We start from the raw sequence: 16,020 nt of genomic DNA, 5'->3' as shown, positions 1-16,020 counted from the left end.
TCCTCGGTCTCGGTGCCTGTACGCCGGTCGGCCTGAACGCATGGGCCAGCGCGGCCGCGGTGCGTGCTGGCCTGTGCGGATTCGGCGAGCACTCTTTCTTGGCCGACACGGCAGGAGAGCCGATGCGTGTTGCGCGCGCGCCGTGGATTCCCGCCGGCATGGACGCGATCAGCCGCTATGTCTCCTTGCTGATGCCTGCCGTTGACGAAGCCTTGGCGGGTGCGGGCCTGGCCCTCGGAGGGGCATCCCCGCGCCTCGGTCTTGTGCTGGCTTTGCCTGCGCCACGCCCAGGGAGACCGCCAGACTTGGCCGACGCGCTGCTGGATTGCATGCAACGTCGCTACCCGTCGGTGTTCGAGGCGGCACAGACCTTCGAAGTCGGTCACGCGGCGGGGCACCTGGCGCTGGATGCTGCTGGGCGCGGCTTTGCGGCCGGCGCGTTCGATGTCTGCTTACTCTGCGGTGTCGATTCCTACCTAGCGCCCGAAACGCTGGCGTGGGTGGAAGCCTGCGAACAACTCCATGGCGGCGGTCCGCTCAACAATGCCTGGGGCTTCATTCCCGGCGAGGCCGCGGGCACTGTGCTTGTGGGCTCGTCGGCGTTCACGCGGCGCCATGGACTTTCTCCACTGGCAGAGATTGGCGGGGTGGGCATCGGCCGGGAGCGCAGCCTCATCAAGACGAGGGACGTGTGCATCGGCGAAGGCCTGACGCAGGCGTTTCGTGCCGCACTGCAGGCATTGGCGCCCGGCGAGTGCATCGACAACGTCTTTTGCGACCTGAACGGCGAACCCTATCGGGCCGATGAGTACGGCTTCACCACGCTGCGAACGGGGGCGTGCTTTCGTGCGGCCAGCGAGTTCGTGGCACCGGCGGATTGCTGGGGCGACGTGGGCGCCGCGAGTGCGCTGCTGTACATCGCGCTGGCGGCCGTCGCTCACCGCAAGCGCTACGCAAAAGGAGCGCTGTCGCTGGTGTGGGCGAGCTCCGAATCGGGCGAGCGCGGGGCGGCCCTGGTACGCGGCAGCGATCCGCATCGAGGTTGAGCCATGCCCGTCACGATCAAGGTCAACGGCACGAATCTCTCGCTGGTGCACAAGTTCAGCACTGGAATTACCAACGCGACTCTGCCCGACGTGTGCAAGACTCCAAGTCCTGGTGGACCCGTGCCGGTTCCCTACCCCAACATCGCGAACTCGATCACGCTGTCCGATGGGACCACCACGGTCAAGGGCGACAAGGCGATGGCGGCGAACAGGGGGTCCAAATTCACGCTTTCCAATGGAGACAACGCTGGCGTCACAGGTGGCGTGAAGTCCAGTACCTTCATGAAAGAGGCCACATGGATCCTCTATTCGTTTGACGTCAAGATGGACGGCAAGAGCGTTGCCCGCCTGACGGACAAGATGTTCCACAACGCCGAGAACGCGGCAAACCTGAGTGGATTGAAGCAGCCGTTCGTCAACCAGAAACCCGAAACCCTCGAAGCCGAGATGGCCGACGCCGAGGAGCTGGGCGTGAAACCGATGGACCCCACCGGCAAGCAGTTTGCGAGAATCGCCAACGAAGGCACGATCAAATGGGCGGTGACGGAGGGCGGCCTGAAAGTCGTGCCTGCCGTGGTCGACGGCGTCGAGATTTCGCACGCCGTGATCAGCGCCGGCGCGCCGGTGATTGCAGCGGGGGAAGCCACGGTGGTCGTTTCGGGTTCTACGGCGATCGGCATCGAGATCACTGCCTGGAGCGGGCACTTCCTATTCGGCGCGACCGCCGCCCAGTCGGCGGCGGCCATTGCGGCAGGAAAGGTCGCGTTCGAAGCGTTTGGCATCCTCTTCCGTTGAGACATCTATGACATCTATCCCCATTCCAACCTTGCAGATGCTTCTGGCCAAAGGCCCTCTGGAGCTTGGCGCATGGTTCGATGCGCAAGGCAGCGGCCCCACGTTCGACGAGACGGTGCACTGGCATGGGTTAGCCGAAGCCGCAGCGCAGCAGGCAAGAGCTGAGGTCGATCTTGATTGGGCGGCACTCGCTATTCGTCTCTATGCGCATTGGGGCTGCATCATGGGCGATTCGGCGACCCGCTCCGGTCGCCTCTCGGTGATGTTCATGCGCGCGTGGCTGATCCGCAAGTTAGGCGCGGAGCCCGGCGACCCGGTCCTCGACATTCACACGCTCGCAAGCCAGTTCGAAGAGGACTTGACGCTGTCGATCACCGAAGCGAGCGCACTGGCCTTGACATGGCGAACGCAGGACATCGCGGTCATTCGCGAGTTGCGAGGCATCAAGAACCAGCTCGGTCCCTTCGAGTTGCTCGATCCGCAGTTGCTGTCAGAGATTCCGCGCGTGCGGGACTGGCTGGTCATACGTTCGCAATTGCCGTAGGAGGGCGTAATCATGGCGGCGTTGTCGGAGATGGTGCAGGAACACGTGGACGAAGCCTCCTTCCTCTGGCTCCAACGCGCCAGCGCAGTCCACGCCCCCAACTACTCGCCCCAGCAATTCGCCGACCTCGACGAACGCCTCGCGGCCCACATCGACGGCCTGCGCGTTGCCGGTGACGAAGGCTGGCAACACGCACTGGCGCTCACCGACAACGAAGGCCCCGAAGACTTCTTCGTCGCCGCCGTGCTCGCCATGGAGGCGGTCGATGGCCGCTTCGACGACTTGGTCGAGCGCGCCAAGGACCTGCCCGAGGTCGTGCCCGGCCTGATCTCCGCGCTGGGCTGGGTCGAGCCGAAGTATCTCGGCGGCCGCGTCAGGGCTTTGCTCGAAGACACCTCTCCGCTGCGGCAGAAGCTCGGCGTGGCAGCCTGCGCGCTGCATCGGCGCGACGCAGGTTCGCTGCTCGGGCAACTGCTCGCGAGTGCGCCAGACAGCGTGCGCATCCGCGCGCTGCGCGCGGCCGGCGAGTTGGGCCGTGCCGACCTGTTGCCGCAGGCCCAATCGCTGCTCGGCGAGGCCAAGCCCGAGCTGCGTTTCTGGGCTGCGTGGGCGGCGGTGCTGCTCGGCGACCGGGCGCAGGCGCTCGATGCGCTCTCAACCTTTGCGCTGAAGAGCGGGCCGCGCCAGCCGCGCGCGTTCCAGCTCGCGCTGCAGGCGATGGAGCTCGCACCGGGCCACGCGCTGCTGCTCGACAGCGCCGCGCTGCCCGAGGCGCAGCGCCTGCGCATCATCGGCTCGGGCTTCATCGGTGACGCGCGTTACGTGCCCTGGCTCATCGAGCAGATGGCGCAGCCGGCCACGGCGCGCATCGCGGCCGAAGCCTTCGTCACCATCACGGGCGTTGACTTCAACCTCGCGCAGATGGAAGTTCCGCCGCCCGACGGCTTCGAGGATGGGCCGACCGACGACCCCGACGACGACAACGTCGAGCTGCCCGAGGACATCGCCTTGCCTTGGCCCGATGTCGACAAGATCCGCGCGTGGTGGCAGCAGAACGGCGCGCGCTTTGCCCTTGGTGTGCGGCTCTTCATGGGGCAGCCGGTCTCGCCCGACAGCTGTACGGGCGTACTGCGCCAGGGCTTCCAGCGCCAGCGCGTGGCAGCGGCGCTGCACCTTGCGCTGCTCGATGCGCGCGCGCCGCTGTTCGCAACCAGCGCGCCGGCGTGGCGGCAGCAGCGCTGGCTCGGCGACGGCATACCTCTTTAGGCGAGATTGCCAACATGCTCTACGGAATGAATACTCCTTGCGAGTTTGTTCGGGCGCATTCAGGCACAGAGCCTTCGGGGGCCGATTCATGATCCATATCGCTGTCATCACCCGGCAAGGCGCTCCGGCGGGGCAGGCCATTGCCGCGGACTTCGGACCCAATGGCGGAACCATCGGCCGGGCCGACACCAACACGCTGGTGCTGGACGACCCGGACCGTACCGTCTCGCGCGTGCATGCGCAGGTGCTGTGCCGCGACGGGCAGTACTTCGTCATCGACCGGGGCAGCAACCCTATGCAGTGCAACGGCGTGTCGTTGGGCTCGGGTAAAGAGGCCGCGCTGACCGATGGCGCGCGGCTGGTGGTAGGCAGCTTCGAGCTCACGGTGCGCGTGACTGCCGCCGTCGCGCCGCCGTCGTTGGCCATCCCGAACACGGTGCTTGGAGGGGCTGCCATGGCCGCGCCAGCCGCACCTTCGAGCGACGACCCCTTCGCCGACCTGCTGGCCGGCCTCGCGCCGCCGGCTGCACCAGCCGCGGCGCCTGCCCCGACCCCTGCCGCGGCACTGCCCGATTCGCTGCTGTTCCCCGACCCGATGGAAAGCGGCTCGCGCAACGTGCAGGCCGCGCAGATCGATCCTTTCGCGAACCTGCTCGGACCCACGCCGTCGTCGACGCCAGCGGCCGGTCTTGGCGCGCTCGACGATTTCTCCGACCTCGGCGCGCCGCCCGCGCATGGCAAGGCCGCGGGCATCGACGAGCTGTTCGGCGGCATGGGTGGCGGAGGTGGCATCGGCGGCGATCCGCTCGCGCTGTCGCCGCTGGCCGATCCACTGCTGCAGCCCAACACCGCTTCCGAAGCCGATCCACTGGCCGCGCTGCAGCACGCGGCGCCGCGTACGCCCACGCCGCGCTCGGACCATCTGCCGATCGACCAGTTCGGCTTCACGCCGCCGAAGGCCATCGAGCCGCCACCACCGTCGCCGCCACCCGCACCGCCTCCGGTGGCTGCACCGGCGCCCGTGCAACCGCTGGCGCAGTTCGACGACATCACCGGCCAGCCGATACGCATCAGCGGACCCGAGAGTTCCGGCAGGCCCGTCGAGTCGCTGCCGCCGCCCATCGACATCGCGCCCGCGCCGCCAGCCAGGCGCACTGCGGCAACGTCGCCGCCCGAGCGCATCGCCACCGACGACGAGCTGCTCGCTGCCTTCCTGCGCGGCCTGGCCAGCACGCACCAGCCGCCCGAGATGCTCACGCCGGGCCTGATGGAGCGCATTGGCTCGATGCTGCGCAGCGCCACCGAGGGCACGCTGCAGCTGCTGCTCACGCGCCAGGAGTTCAAGCGCGAGGTGCGCGCCGAGGTCACGATGATCGCGGCGCAGGCCAACAATCCGCTGAAGTTCTCGCCTACTGTCGAGGTGGCGCTGGCCCATCTGCTGGGGCCCGGCGTGCGCGGCTTCATGCCGCCAGAGGCCGCGATGCGCGACGCCTTCAACGACCTGCGCGCGCATCAATTCGGCGTGATGGTGGGCATGCGCGCGGCGCTGGCCCACGTCATCGGGCGCTTCGAGCCGGCGGAGCTGGAGAAGAAGATCAGTGCCAAGTCGGCGCTCGACGCGCTCTTCAGCGCCAACCGCAAGGCCAAGCTCTGGGATCAGTTCGTGTCGCTCTACGGCGGCATCGCGAGCGAGGCGGAGGACGACTTCCACAGCCTCTTCGGCAAGGCTTTCCTCGAGGCCTACGAAGAGCAGATGGCGCGCCTGAAGTCCGACGCCTGAAGAAAACCAGAACAACCCCAGCACCCGCGAGGCACCCCGCTTGGAAATCGAAATCGTCACGCTCTCCCGGCAGGGAGGCCGCACCTACAACGAGGACGTGCACGGCCATTGGCACGACGAGCGCTATGTCGCCTGCCTGGTGGCCGACGGCGCGGGCGGCCATGGCGGCGGCGACGTGGCGGCGGCCACCGCGCGCGGCAGCATGCTCGGCGGCTTCTCGGCCGCGCCGGGGCTCGACGAGGCCACGCTGCGCCGGCTGGTGGAGCAGGCCAACCTCGACGTGGTGGCGCGCCAGGCCGAGGGCGGCAAGCTCGCGGGCATGCGCTCGACCATCGTGTTCGCGGCCATCGACCTCGAAAGCCAGGCTCTGGCATGGGTGCACAGTGGCGACAGCCGGGCCTACCTGTTCCGTGGCGGCGCCATCGTGGCGCGTACCACCGATCACAGCCTGGTGCAGCAGATGGTGGCCGGCGGCATGCTCGACGAAGAAGGCGCGCGGCTGCATCCGCAGCGCAACATGCTGCTGTCGGCGCTGGGCTCGGTAGAGGAGGCGCCCGACATCGCGGTGTCGGACCGCATGCGCCTCTTGCCCGGCGACGTGCTGCTGTTGTGCAGCGACGGCATCTGGGAGCCGCTGGGCGACGAATGCCTGATCGACACGCTGCACGCCTCGCGCACACCCAGCCAGTGGACCGAGCTGCTCGATGCGCAGGTCAAGGCGAATGCCAAGCCGGGCTACGACAACTACACGGCGCTCACGCTGTGGGTGATCGAGGACGACGAAGACGACGCGACGCGGCTGATGCCCGAGAGCGCCGCATCGATGGACACCTGAGCCCCTAAAGAAAAACGCCCGTCCACCGGACGGGCGCCAGGCTGGCGGTCGCTGGGGCCGCTCAGCTGTACTTCCTGGCCGTCTTCTTGACCTTCTTCAACGCGCTGCGCAGCAACAGGGGCATGTCGTCCCGGTTCGGCAGGTTGGTGTAGTTGTCGATGCCCTGCTCCTTGCAGCAGTTGGCACAGGCGTTGTTGAGCAGGTCGAGCGCATAGCGTGTCTTGCTGATCGTGCTGGACGCACCGGGCTCCCGGAACGGATCGAAGATGCCGTCCGGCAGAACCTTGTATCCGAGCGCTATCGCCTGCGTCTGGAAGTGCGTAATGTGCTTCTGCGTGATCTGCCCGTAGTAGCCGTCCACGACGATCACCTCTGTCTGGCCGGGAGGCGGCTCCAGATCGTGGTTGAAGCCGAGCAGTTCGTAGTAGAAGATCTTGAACAGCGCCTGCACGAGCATCACGTCTTCACGTGTGTTGGAGCCGATCCGACCGACCGACCAGTCGGTGTTGTAGGTCGTGAGCAGCGCGCCGCTGCTGCTGATGGTTGGGGTGCTGAATGCCATTGCATTGCTCCGGTGCGGTGAGGACGCATGGAAACCGCACCGGGCACTGGCGCGCCCGATGCCGTGCCCGGCGGTCCGTCGCCCGTCAGCGGGTTTCGGTGGTCGCCACGTTCCAGCCGAACTTGACTTCGCCGCCGCCGGCGCCCTTGTCGTCCTGGGCCTTGTAGGCGAACTCGATGTCCTTGAACGAGCACATCACTTGTTCGTACACGTCGCCGCCTTGCGCGCCGCCGGGGCCCACGCTGGAGATGAAGACTTCCTTCAGCGTGACCTTCAGGTACTCCTGCTGGCCTTCGCCCGACTTGCGGCAGGTCAGGACCATGTCCTTGAAGTGCTTGCCGCTCACGCAGTTCTTGGCCAGCACCGGGGAGGCCTTGTCGTAGGTGTGCGTGAAGTGGAATTCACCGGGCGTGGCCTTGCCCTTGCCCGAGCCGCCGCCGGAGCCCGCGCCCGACGCGTTGGCCACGCTCCAGGACCACGACGAAATCTCGATCTCGTCCTTGTGGTCCTTGTGGGAAGACTCGCCCTTGACGCCGTCGAGCTTGATGTGAAAGTCAGATGACATGTTCCTACTCCTTGGAACCCGATTGCGTTCGGGCGGTTGATGATCGAAACGAGAAAAATGGCTGCCGGCGGTGGGAGGTAAGTTCCGATGCCCGGCAGCTACTCATAGAACGAAACGGAACCGGGAATTCAAGAAGAATCCCCAGATTTTTTTCAGCCGGCGCCCTTGGCCGTCGGCAGCTTCGACACCAGGCGCAAAGAAACCGTGAGGCCTTCGAGCTGGTAGTGCGGGCGCAGGAAGAACTTGGACGTGTAGTAGCCCGGGTTGCCTTCCACTTCCTCGACGACCACTTCGGCGGCCGCCAGGGGCTTCTGCGACTTGGTGATTTCCGACGAGTTGGCCGGGTCGCCGTCCACGTAATTCATGATCCATTTGTTCAGCCAGCGCTGCATGTCCTCGCGCTCCTTGAAGCTGCCGACCTTGTCGCGCACGATGCACTTGAGGTAGTGCGCAAAGCGGTTGCAGGCAAAGAGGTAGGGCAGACGCGCCGCCAGGTTGGCGTTGGCCGTGGCGTCCGGGTCGTCGTACTCGGCCGGCTTGTTGAGCGACTGGGCGCCGATGAAAGCGGCGAAGTCGGAGTTCTTGCGGTGGATCATCGACAGCAGGCCGGCCTTCGAAAGCTCGGCCTCGCGCCGGTCGCTGATGGCGATCTCGGTTGGGCACTTCTGGTCCACGCCACCGTCGTCGCTCGGGAAGGTGTGCAGCGGCAGGTTTTCCACCGCGCCGCCCGACTCGATGCCGCGGATGCGTGAACCCCAGCCGTAGAGCTTGTACGAACGGTTGATGTTGGTCGCCATCGCGTAGGCCGCATTGGCCCAGGCGTACTTGCTGTGGTCGGCGCCGGCGGTGTCTTCCTCGAAGTCGAACTCTTCCACCGGGTTGGTGTTGGCGCCGTAGGGCGTGCGCGCCAGGAAGCGCGGCATGCACATGCCGAGGTACTTGGAGTCGTCCGACTCGCGCAGGCTGCGCCAGCCGGCGTACTCGGGCGTAAGGAAGATCTTGGTCAGGTCGCGCGGGTTGGCGAGCTCCTGCCACGACTCCATCTGCATCAGGTTCGGGCTTGCGCCGGTGATGAACGGTGCATGCGCCGAAGCGGCGATCTTGGCCATCTCGCCGAGCAGTTCCACGTCGGGCGGGCTTTGGTCGAAGTGGTAGTCGCCCACCAGCGCGCCGAAGGGCTCGCCGCCGAACTGGCCGTACTCCTGCTCGTAGATCTTCTTGAACATCGGGCTCTGGTCCCAGGCCGCGCCCTTGAACTTCTTCAGGCTCTTGGCCAGATCCGTCTTGGAGATGTCCATCACGCGGATCTTCAGGTTCTCGTCGGTCTCGGTGTTGTTCACCATGTAGTGCAGGCCGCGCCACGCACTCTCGAGCTTCTGGTATTCGGGGTGGTGGATGATCTTGTTCACCTGGTCGGTGAGCTTGGCGTCGATCGCGGCGATCATGGCCTGGATCGACTTGGTCACGTCCTTGCCGATGACGGTGCTGTTGGCCAGCGCCTGCTGCGCCAGCGTGAGCACCGCGGCTTCGACGGCGCTCTTGGCTTCGTCGCTGCGCGGCTTGAATTCCTTTTGCAGCAGCGACGAAAAGTCGCTGCCCGCATACGCGACATCTTTCAGCGCGCTCTGTTCGAGTGCTTCGGTGGCCATGGTGGTTTACTCCTCGTGATCCTGTGTGGCGGTCGGATGGGTGTAGTCGTCAGGCGGCGGGTGTGCCGCCGGCGTCTTCGGGCTTCTTGCTCGCGGCCAGCGTCTGCAGCAGGGCCGGGTCTTCGAGCACCTTGGCCAGCAGGTCTTCGGCGCCGCCCTTGCCGTCCATGTAGGTGACGAGGTTCGACAGCTGCGTGCGCGCTTCGAGCAGCTTGTTCAGTGCGCCCACCTTGCGCGCCACGGCGGCGGGCGAAAAGTCTTCCATGTTCTCGAAGGTGAGCTCCACCTTCAGGTCGCCCTCGCCGGTGAGCGAGTTCTCTACCGCGAAGGCCGCGCGCGGCTTCATGGCCTTCATGCGCGAGTCGAAGTTGTCGACGTCGATCTCCAGGAACTTGCGATCGGCCACCGGCGCGAGCGGGTCGGCCGGCTTGCCCGAGAGGTCCGCCAGCACGCCCATCACGAAGGGCAGCTGCACCTTTTTCTCTGCCCCGTAGAGCTCCACGTCGTACTCGATCTGGACCCGGGGCGCCCGGTTGCGGGCGATGAATTTCTGACTGCTCTTGGCCATGGAGATGCTCCTTGCGGGTGTGAATGGGGGCGGGTGTGGGGTGGTGCCGGCTTACTCGGACGGGCGGCGGCCCGTGACCGTTTCGATGGTGTCCATCGCGTTCGGCGCGAGGTTGGCCATGATTTCGAGAAAGCTCACGCCGATGAGCTTCTTGGCGCGCTCGATCAGAAGCGGCGCGGGGTTGCCCGGCTCGGTCTGCTCGAGGTAGCGAATGACGCGGTCGAGCATCTGCACCGCGTCCTGCCGGTTCTGGATCTCGCCGCGTGCGGCGGCGGGGCGGGAGGCCGCGCTGCCGTTCGCCTGTGCATCGGCGGCCGTGTCGCCGGAGGCATCCGAAGCGGCGTCGGCCGGCGCGCCGCTGGCGGCGGCGCAGGCCTTCTGCAGCACGCGGGCGATGGTGCGCAGCGGCTCGAGGTCGACGGCATCGGCGCGGCCGGTGTGATCGGCGACGAGTTTCTTCAGCTGCTCCACCAGCGCGGGCACGCCGAGTGCGGCCTGGATCGCCTCGGGCCGCTCGGCCTGGATGGCTTCGAGCCCGCCATGCACCTGCGCTGCGGAGTAGGCGGCCTCGCCGCCGACGGCGGTGAGCGTGTTGTGGGCAATGGCAATGTCGCGCACACGGATCGGGCCCACGCCGCGCGCGATGCCGATCTGCGCCTCGTACAGGTCGCGCAGGCCCATGCTCTCGTCGGTCAGCGGCGCGAGCGCGTTCAGGCGCATCGTCGGGTCGTTGTCGTCGTCGGCATCCAGCTTTGGATGTATGCCGTCCCAGAAGGTGTCGAGCAATCCGTTGAGCAGGCGCAGCCCGGCGGCGAAGCCTTCCACGCCCTGCATGCGGGTGGATGCGCGCAGCAGCAGCACCGCGGCGCGCACGTCCTTGCTGCGGCGCAGGATGCCGTCGGCCCGTTCGCCCACTTCGCGCCACTCGGGTTCGACCGCGGGGATCACGGTGTCGCCGAACTGCTGCTCGGGCTTGCCCTGCGCGGCCGAGACCAGCGTCATGAAGTCCGCGTCGTACTCGAGATCGTCGCCGCACGGCGAGGCCTCGCCGATGGGCGCGAGCAGTGTGGCTGCGAGTTCGTTGGTCAGCATGTTGCCTGTTGGAGTTCGCTGGTGATAATCAAAGATGCGTCTTGACCGGTCAATGCAACGAAGGGAATAGCATGCGCACGCTGGGTACACACCATTCGTCCTATGAAGGCCTCCTTGGCGCGGCAACGCGGCGCCGCATTGCAGCTCTTGGCCTTGCTGCAGCGGGTCTTTTCATCGCGGGCTGCGCGAGCAAACCGGTGGTCACCACGGTGGCCGTGACCCTCACGGCCGGCGCCGACGCTAACCCCGATGCGCGTGGACGGGCCTCGCCGCTCACCGTGCGCGTGTATGCATTGAAGTCGCCCGGCCCGTTCGAGGGCGCCGATTTCTTCTCGCTGTTCGAGAAAGACCAGGCCACGCTCGGCGCTGAACTCGTGCAGCGCGAAGAAGTGCTGCTGCGGCCCGGCGAGACGAAGAAGCTCGACTTCAACCTGCCGCCCGACGCGAAGTCCATCGGCGTGATGGCGGCGTTCCGCGATCTCGACCGTGCGCGCTGGCGCGAAGTGCGTCCGGTCACCACGGGCAAGGCGCAGGCGCTCGACGTGAACCTGGGCGCACGCGCAATGCGCATCGACGCGAAGTAAGCGCTGCACCTTGCGCCGGCGGCGAGTCATGACGGCCGCCCTGGCCGCACCAGCGGTTGGTCGGCGGGCAGGAAGTGCTCGAACAGATCATTCACGAAGGCCCCGCGGGTTGAGTCCGATGCGGCTGCCGTGAGGTAGAGCCCGCGCCAGCGCGGCGTGCGCGAGGACTTGCCGTGGTTCTCGAACAGCACCTGCGCGAACTGGCGCAAGCCGGGCTGCAGCGCGCGCACGGCCTCCACGAATTCGTGAATGGCGAGCCGGCCTGCGGCGCCGGGTTGCTCGCGCAGCAGCGCCATGCGCAGCGCGTGCAGGTGCTTCGCGATGGGGTCGAACACGGCATCCAGCCGCTCGCCGGCCGGTGTCTCGATGAAGGGCGAGGCATCGGTCAGGCGATGCCCCAGCACCTGCGCCAGCACTTCGGGCGGCAGCGCGCCGCGCAGGGCCGCATAGCCCGTGAGCTGTTCGAGCCCGGTCACGACGAGGTAGGTGGGCAGTTGCAGGCGCAGGGTGTCGCTGGTTTCGTCGAGCAGGCGGCGCGCCCGTGCGGCCAATGACTTCAGCTCCGTGGCATCGGCATGCAGCAGCTCGCCCGCCGCCACGCCCACTACCAGGCCGTTGAGCGGTAGCCGGTCGCGCCGCTCGGCCAGCGCGAGCAGCGACTGCAGCCACAAGCCGCGCAGCGGCGGCGTACCGGCCGTGTCGCCGAGCGCGCCCGGATGGATCTCTATGGACACCGTCGCGCCTGTCAGCCACCAGTGCCACCACGTCGCGCCGAAGGGTTCGCCGCTGCCACCTCCGCTCGCGGGGGCGGGCGGGGGCACGCGTTCGGCGTGCGCTGTCGCGAACAGGCCGGGCAGGTTGGCTGCCGCGTCGCCGAAGCACAGGAACCACGGCGCGGGCACCACGGCTTTCGGCCGTGGCGAGCGGCGCAGGGCTTGCTGCGCCTGCGCCATGCCGTCTCTCAGGGCGTCGATGGCAACCTCGTCGGCGCCGGTGGATGGCGCGCCGAGCGCCGCGATGCGCTTCTGCAGCCCCCGTCGGCGCGCACCGCGGCCCGCATCGCGCACCACCGCGTACAGCAGGCCGAAGCCGAGCAGGCACAGCGCCAGCAGCAGCCAGAAGCGATGGGTGGGCGAGAGCAGGGCGTTCATCGGGAAACGGTCTCGAGGAAGACGAAGTCGGCGATCAGCCGCTCGCTGCTCTTGCCGGCCGCGAGCGCCTCGCGCAGCCGCAGCAGGTAGGCGGAGGCCAGCTCGTAGGGCGGACGATCGGAGGTTTCGCTGAATGGCGTCGGCGACGACAGCACGGTGACCAGCACGTTGCCGAAGGGCGGACTCACCAGCCAGCTCGACGGAATGTCGCGGCCCAGCTCCAGCGTTTCGCCGGCGTGCAGCCGCGTGGGCATCTGCCCGGCATTGAGGTGCATGACCGAGCCGTCGACCGTGTAGTAGTCGACCCAGATGTAGCTGTCGTGGCGCGGCGCCACCACTTGCACGCGCACGTTGTCGCCCTCGCGCAGCTGGCCTTCTCGGGCCGAGGGCGCGGTCACGTCCAGCCCGTAGACCTTCTCGTTGTTGCGCATCTGGTAGGGCTTGAGGATGGCGAACACCTCGCAGTGCGGCCATACGCGCAGGCCGATGTCGAAGCGCGGCGCCTTCACGCCGGGCAGCGCGCTCACTTCATGCTCCACGCGCGGCAAGTCGCCCGGCAGCGAGACGAAGCCGGTCACCTGCGTGCGGCCGTCGCGGTCGACGGTGGCCGTGAGGTCGGCGCAGGCAAAAGTCTGCAGGTGCTGCTCGACGCGCTGGCTCAGGCCGGTGGCGGCCGCGGGTGGCCCGGTGGACCACAGCCACAGCAGGTAGAGCAGGGGCAGCGCCAGCGCCAGCGCGGCGCTGCTCAGCAGCAGCGTGCGGTCGCGCCGGCGCGTGTCGTTGGGGCCGCGCGGGTCGGGCACCTCGTAGGGCTGCGGCGTGATGCGGTCCTGCACCAGGCTGCCGGTCGACAGCGGGCGCAGCAGCAGCTGGCTGCCGTGCAGGTCTTTCAGCTTGCCCAGCTCGCCCTGGTCGCCGTCCTCGAAGTAGTACTGGCCCTTGAAGCCGAGCGCCAGTGCATGCCAGTACACCTCGCGCACCGCGTCGTCCCGCGCGCCCAGGGCCGACAGGTGGTGGAAGAACTCGCTGTGCGCGTTGTTGGAGTTGAAGAGCTGCACCTGCAGCGGGGCCGCCGCGCCTGCCGCCAAGGTGGCCTCGGGGTGGCGCGCGAGGATTTCGTCGATCCAGGCCACCATTGCGAAAGCCGCCGATTCGATCTGCCCCGCGGGCGTGCCCGAGGCCTCGGCGGCGGCGCGGGCCGCGTCGAGCCGCTGGCGGGCCTGCTGCTGTGCAGCATCGTGCGCCAGCATGGGCGTGCCGGCCACGATCGATGCGTCCAGTGCGAGGCCGAACGAGATGAAGCTGGAGAAGCAGTCTAGAAGGCGAGCCATGGGCGGGCCCGCTCAGCCATGCGTTGCGAAGGATGCCCGGCGCCAGAGTCTGCTGCGATGGCACATGCCCATGTCCCCGGTTCCTTCGAGTAGGCGTTCATTCTTTCAAAGGGGGCGCGGCGGGCGCCATATCGCTTGGGGTCTATGCCGTTGGTGGGGCGGGCGGCCTTGCTGAGCGGGGCATTCGCCGGTATCTTCAGCGTCTGCAAGTGCACTGCACGCTGGGACACGGGGAAAGACATCATGAAAATCCTGATCGCCGACGACCACCGGCTCGTCATCGAGGCGGTCAAAGCCAAGTTGTCGGAGCTGGAGCCTGGCATCGAATTCGTTCTGGCGATGAGCGTCGACGAATTGCTTGCCGGAGCCACCGACGATCTCGACCTGGCCCTGATCGACCTCAACATGCCAGGCGCCGACGGCCAGGCCCACATCGACGAAATCCGCCGCCGCCATCCGGCCGTGCCGGTGATCGTGCTGTCGGGCTACGAAGACCCGGCCATCATGCGCAGCGCGCTCGAGCGCGGCGTGCTCGGCTTCATTCCCAAGGCGTATTCGCCCGAGGTCATGCTCTCGGCCGTGCGGCTGGTGCTGGCCGGCGGCGTGTATGTGCCGCCGATGATGCTCACCGCGCTGCCGCCGGGCATCGTGGCCGGCATGGGGCCGCAGGCGGCCACCGAGGCGCTGACGCGCGGCGCAGGCGGCGGCAATGGCGGCACCCAGACGCTGGAGCACCTGCGCAACGTGCTCACCGAGCGCCAGGTCGAGGTGCTGCAGCTGCTGTCGCAGGGCAAGCCCAACAAGCTGATCGGGCGTAGCCTGGGTATCAGCGAAGGCACCGTGAAGATCCACCTGGCAGCCATCTTTCGGGCGCTCAATGTGCGCAACCGCACAGAGGCGGTGGTGGCTGCGCAGGCGCTGACCGAGGCGCAGCAGGCCTAGGCTGCGCGCAACTCGGGGGGCGGTGCGGTTTCGGCACTGCCGCGCAACCCCTCTTTTCTCTGCGCAATGGCTTGGGCCAGAAACTCGGCATCGCGCGCCACGCCCGAGAAGCGACCCGAACCCCACGTGTGCAGCCAGGGCAGCCCGAGAAAGTAAAGCCCCGGCTCGTTCGTCACGCCGCGCAGGTGCACCGGTGCGCCGCGCCCGTTGAACACCGGCGCGTCGACCCATGCGAAATCGGGTGAGAAGCCGATGCACCAGACCACGCCGGTGATGCCCGCCGCCGCAAGGTCGAGCCGCGTGCGTTCTTCCTGCGGCTCCCACACCGGCGCGTAGACCGAAGGCGGCGGCGCCTCGATGCCCTGCGCGGCGATGTGCTTGTCGATCGATGCGTTGATGCGGTTGTAGGTGCCGTCGGCTTGGTCGAGGTTGTCGCGCAGGTTGGGCTGCAGCTCGAAGCTGCCGTTGTCGAAGCCGCTCAGCAGGCCATACAGCTCCATGCCTTCGAGTGCGAAGCGCCGCAGGTCGATGTCGCGTCCGCCGTCACGGCCGGTCACGTAGTGGTTGGTGTTGTCGCGCACGCCTTCGCGCAGCGGATGCTCGGTGACCGGCATGTCGTAGTACTTCATGTCGGCAAGCCAGTCGACCACCTCGCGGCCCCGGTAGAAGCGCGCACAGCGCGGCGCGTTGCCGGTGGCCAGGTGCACCTTGCGGCCGGCCAGGTGCAGGTCTTCGGCGATCTGCGCGCCCGACTGGCCGCAACCCACCACCAGCACCGCGCCCTCGGGCAGCTGCGCCGGGTTGCGGTACTGCGCGGAGTGGAACTGCGCCACGCTTGCGGGCAGCTTCTCGGCCAGGCGCGGCACGATGGGGCGGTGGTAGCCGCCGGAGGCCACCACCACCTGGTCGGCGGTGTAGAGGCCGGCGTCGGTCTGTACGCTGAAGCGCTCGCGTTCGCCATCGCGTGATATGCGTTCGACAGTCACGCCTTCGATGGCTGGCGCCTTCACGTGCTCGACGAAGCCCGCGAGCCATTCGTTGATCTGGTCCTTGACCATGAAGCCGTGCGGATCGCTGCCGATGTAGCCCCAGCCCGGCAGCTGGCACTGCCAATTGGGTGTGACGAGGCAGAACGAATCCCAACGCTGCGTGCGCCAGGTGTGCACGAGGCTGCGCTTCTCGATCACGAGGTGGTCGATGCCGCGCTGCTGCAGGCAATGGCTCAGCGACAGGCCGGCCTGGCCGCCGCCGACGATGACGACGCTGTAGTGGCTGCGTCCGCCGTAGGGGTGTGACATGGGTTTCTTCTT

At 67.6% G+C, this 16,020-nt stretch carries 16 protein-coding genes; 8 read left to right on the top strand and 8 right to left on the bottom strand.

Annotated features, from left to right (window positions below; genetic code table 11):
* Positions 1-122: 122 nt before the first annotated feature.
* The 6 genes from ACSFCA_RS33030 (at position 123) to ACSFCA_RS33005 (ending at position 6,266) form a co-directional block, all read left to right on the top strand.
* Positions 123-1,046: a hypothetical protein gene (locus tag ACSFCA_RS33030; protein WP_435462435.1), complete on the top strand. Its 924-nt coding sequence runs from the start codon at positions 123-125 to the stop codon at positions 1,044-1,046.
* 3 nt (positions 1,047-1,049) lie between these two features.
* A complete protein-coding gene (locus tag ACSFCA_RS33025) occupies positions 1,050-1,841 on the top strand; it encodes a DUF4150 domain-containing protein (protein WP_435462436.1) in 792 nt (263 codons plus the stop codon).
* Positions 1,842-1,848: 7 nt separating this feature from the next.
* Positions 1,849-2,385 (top strand): hypothetical protein, encoded by a 537-nt coding sequence (locus ACSFCA_RS33020; protein ID WP_435462437.1) that lies wholly within the window; start codon positions 1,849-1,851, stop codon positions 2,383-2,385.
* A gap of 12 nt (positions 2,386-2,397) precedes the next feature.
* Positions 2,398-3,651 carry a TIGR02270 family protein gene (locus tag ACSFCA_RS33015; RefSeq protein ID WP_435462438.1) on the top strand — a complete coding sequence of 418 codons (1,254 nt, stop codon included), beginning with the start codon at positions 2,398-2,400 and terminating at the stop codon, positions 3,649-3,651.
* Positions 3,652-3,739: 88 nt separating this feature from the next.
* A complete protein-coding gene (tagH, locus tag ACSFCA_RS33010; RefSeq protein ID WP_435462439.1) occupies positions 3,740-5,431 on the top strand; it encodes a type VI secretion system-associated FHA domain protein TagH in 1,692 nt (563 codons plus the stop codon).
* Positions 5,432-5,471: 40 nt separating this feature from the next.
* Positions 5,472-6,266, top strand: a complete 795-nt coding sequence (locus tag ACSFCA_RS33005) for a PP2C family protein-serine/threonine phosphatase (RefSeq protein WP_435462440.1) — start codon at positions 5,472-5,474, stop codon at positions 6,264-6,266.
* A 61-nt stretch (positions 6,267-6,327) separates the two neighbouring features.
* Here the strand turns inward: ACSFCA_RS33005 and ACSFCA_RS33000 are convergent, their stop codons facing one another.
* From ACSFCA_RS33000 to tssA, 5 genes are all read right to left on the bottom strand, one after another.
* The gene (locus ACSFCA_RS33000; RefSeq protein WP_258351490.1) at positions 6,328-6,828 is read right to left on the bottom strand and encodes a peptidoglycan-binding domain-containing protein; all 501 of its coding nucleotides are present in this window, start codon (positions 6,826-6,828) and stop codon (positions 6,328-6,330) included.
* An 85-nt stretch (positions 6,829-6,913) separates the two neighbouring features.
* Complete coding sequence (locus tag ACSFCA_RS32995) at positions 6,914-7,393, bottom strand: Hcp family type VI secretion system effector (RefSeq protein ID WP_258351489.1); 480 nt, start codon at positions 7,391-7,393, stop codon at positions 6,914-6,916.
* Positions 7,394-7,545: 152 nt separating this feature from the next.
* Complete coding sequence (gene tssC / locus ACSFCA_RS32990) at positions 7,546-9,042, bottom strand: type VI secretion system contractile sheath large subunit (protein ID WP_093058764.1); 1,497 nt, start codon at positions 9,040-9,042, stop codon at positions 7,546-7,548.
* A gap of 49 nt (positions 9,043-9,091) precedes the next feature.
* The gene (gene tssB, locus ACSFCA_RS32985; RefSeq protein WP_093058765.1) at positions 9,092-9,610 is read right to left on the bottom strand and encodes a type VI secretion system contractile sheath small subunit; all 519 of its coding nucleotides are present in this window, start codon (positions 9,608-9,610) and stop codon (positions 9,092-9,094) included.
* Positions 9,611-9,661: 51 nt separating this feature from the next.
* Positions 9,662-10,702, bottom strand: coding sequence for a type VI secretion system protein TssA (gene tssA / locus ACSFCA_RS32980; RefSeq protein ID WP_435462441.1), 1,041 nt, complete (start codon positions 10,700-10,702; stop codon positions 9,662-9,664).
* A 71-nt stretch (positions 10,703-10,773) separates the two neighbouring features.
* Here tssA and tssJ point away from each other — a divergent pair, with 71 nt between their 5' ends.
* Positions 10,774-11,286: a type VI secretion system lipoprotein TssJ gene (tssJ, locus tag ACSFCA_RS32975; protein ID WP_435462442.1), complete on the top strand. Its 513-nt coding sequence runs from the start codon at positions 10,774-10,776 to the stop codon at positions 11,284-11,286.
* Between the two features lie 26 nt (positions 11,287-11,312).
* Here the strand turns inward: tssJ and ACSFCA_RS32970 are convergent, their stop codons facing one another.
* Positions 11,313-12,437, bottom strand: coding sequence for a type VI secretion system protein (locus ACSFCA_RS32970; RefSeq protein WP_435462443.1), 1,125 nt, complete (start codon positions 12,435-12,437; stop codon positions 11,313-11,315).
* A complete protein-coding gene (locus tag ACSFCA_RS32965; protein WP_435462444.1) occupies positions 12,434-13,768 on the bottom strand; it encodes a DotU family type IV/VI secretion system protein in 1,335 nt (444 codons plus the stop codon). Before ACSFCA_RS32965 ends, ACSFCA_RS32970 begins: the two co-directional genes overlap by 4 nt.
* Before the next feature lie 243 nt (positions 13,769-14,011).
* On the opposite strand from ACSFCA_RS32965, the gene ACSFCA_RS32960 reads away from it, so the two are divergent.
* Positions 14,012-14,710 (top strand): response regulator transcription factor, encoded by a 699-nt coding sequence (locus tag ACSFCA_RS32960; protein WP_258351484.1) that lies wholly within the window; start codon positions 14,012-14,014, stop codon positions 14,708-14,710.
* Here ACSFCA_RS32960 and ACSFCA_RS32955 read toward each other — a convergent pair.
* Positions 14,707-16,008, bottom strand: a complete 1,302-nt coding sequence (locus tag ACSFCA_RS32955; protein WP_435462445.1) for an MSMEG_0569 family flavin-dependent oxidoreductase — start codon at positions 16,006-16,008, stop codon at positions 14,707-14,709. The two genes, ACSFCA_RS32960 and ACSFCA_RS32955, sit on opposite strands and share 4 nt — an antisense overlap.
* Between the last annotated feature and the right edge of the window lie 12 nt (positions 16,009-16,020).

Origin of the sequence: Variovorax multivorans, assembly GCF_051216835.1 — a bacterium.
Classification (GTDB): domain Bacteria; phylum Pseudomonadota; class Gammaproteobacteria; order Burkholderiales; family Burkholderiaceae_C; genus Variovorax.
Note: the sequence above shows the minus strand (reverse complement) of the source record. Positions and strands in the feature narration are given on the sequence as shown.

Bases quoted from the DNA above. Each gene is read 5' to 3' on its own strand.
- ACSFCA_RS33030 (WP_435462435.1), top strand. From the start codon at position 123: ATGCGTGTTGCGCGCGCGCCGTGGATTCCCGCCGGCATGGACGCGATC.
- ACSFCA_RS33025 (WP_435462436.1), top strand. From the start codon at position 1,050: ATGCCCGTCACGATCAAGGTCAACGGCACGAATCTCTCGCTGGTGCAC.
- ACSFCA_RS33020 (WP_435462437.1), top strand. From the start codon at position 1,849: ATGACATCTATCCCCATTCCAACCTTGCAGATGCTTCTGGCCAAAGGC.
- ACSFCA_RS33015 (WP_435462438.1), top strand. From the start codon at position 2,398: ATGGCGGCGTTGTCGGAGATGGTGCAGGAACACGTGGACGAAGCCTCC.
- tagH (WP_435462439.1), top strand. From the start codon at position 3,740: ATGATCCATATCGCTGTCATCACCCGGCAAGGCGCTCCGGCGGGGCAG.
- ACSFCA_RS33000 (WP_258351490.1), bottom strand. From the start codon at position 6,828: ATGGCATTCAGCACCCCAACCATCAGCAGCAGCGGCGCGCTGCTCACG.
- ACSFCA_RS32995 (WP_258351489.1), bottom strand. From the start codon at position 7,393: ATGTCATCTGACTTTCACATCAAGCTCGACGGCGTCAAGGGCGAGTCT.
- tssC (WP_093058764.1), bottom strand. From the start codon at position 9,042: ATGGCCACCGAAGCACTCGAACAGAGCGCGCTGAAAGATGTCGCGTAT.
- tssB (WP_093058765.1), bottom strand. From the start codon at position 9,610: ATGGCCAAGAGCAGTCAGAAATTCATCGCCCGCAACCGGGCGCCCCGG.
- tssA (WP_435462441.1), bottom strand. From the start codon at position 10,702: ATGCTGACCAACGAACTCGCAGCCACACTGCTCGCGCCCATCGGCGAG.
- tssJ (WP_435462442.1), top strand. From the start codon at position 10,774: ATGCGCACGCTGGGTACACACCATTCGTCCTATGAAGGCCTCCTTGGC.
- ACSFCA_RS32970 (WP_435462443.1), bottom strand. From the start codon at position 12,437: ATGAACGCCCTGCTCTCGCCCACCCATCGCTTCTGGCTGCTGCTGGCG.
- ACSFCA_RS32965 (WP_435462444.1), bottom strand. From the start codon at position 13,768: ATGGCTCGCCTTCTAGACTGCTTCTCCAGCTTCATCTCGTTCGGCCTC.
- ACSFCA_RS32960 (WP_258351484.1), top strand. From the start codon at position 14,012: ATGAAAATCCTGATCGCCGACGACCACCGGCTCGTCATCGAGGCGGTC.
- ACSFCA_RS32955 (WP_435462445.1), bottom strand. From the start codon at position 16,008: ATGTCACACCCCTACGGCGGACGCAGCCACTACAGCGTCGTCATCGTC.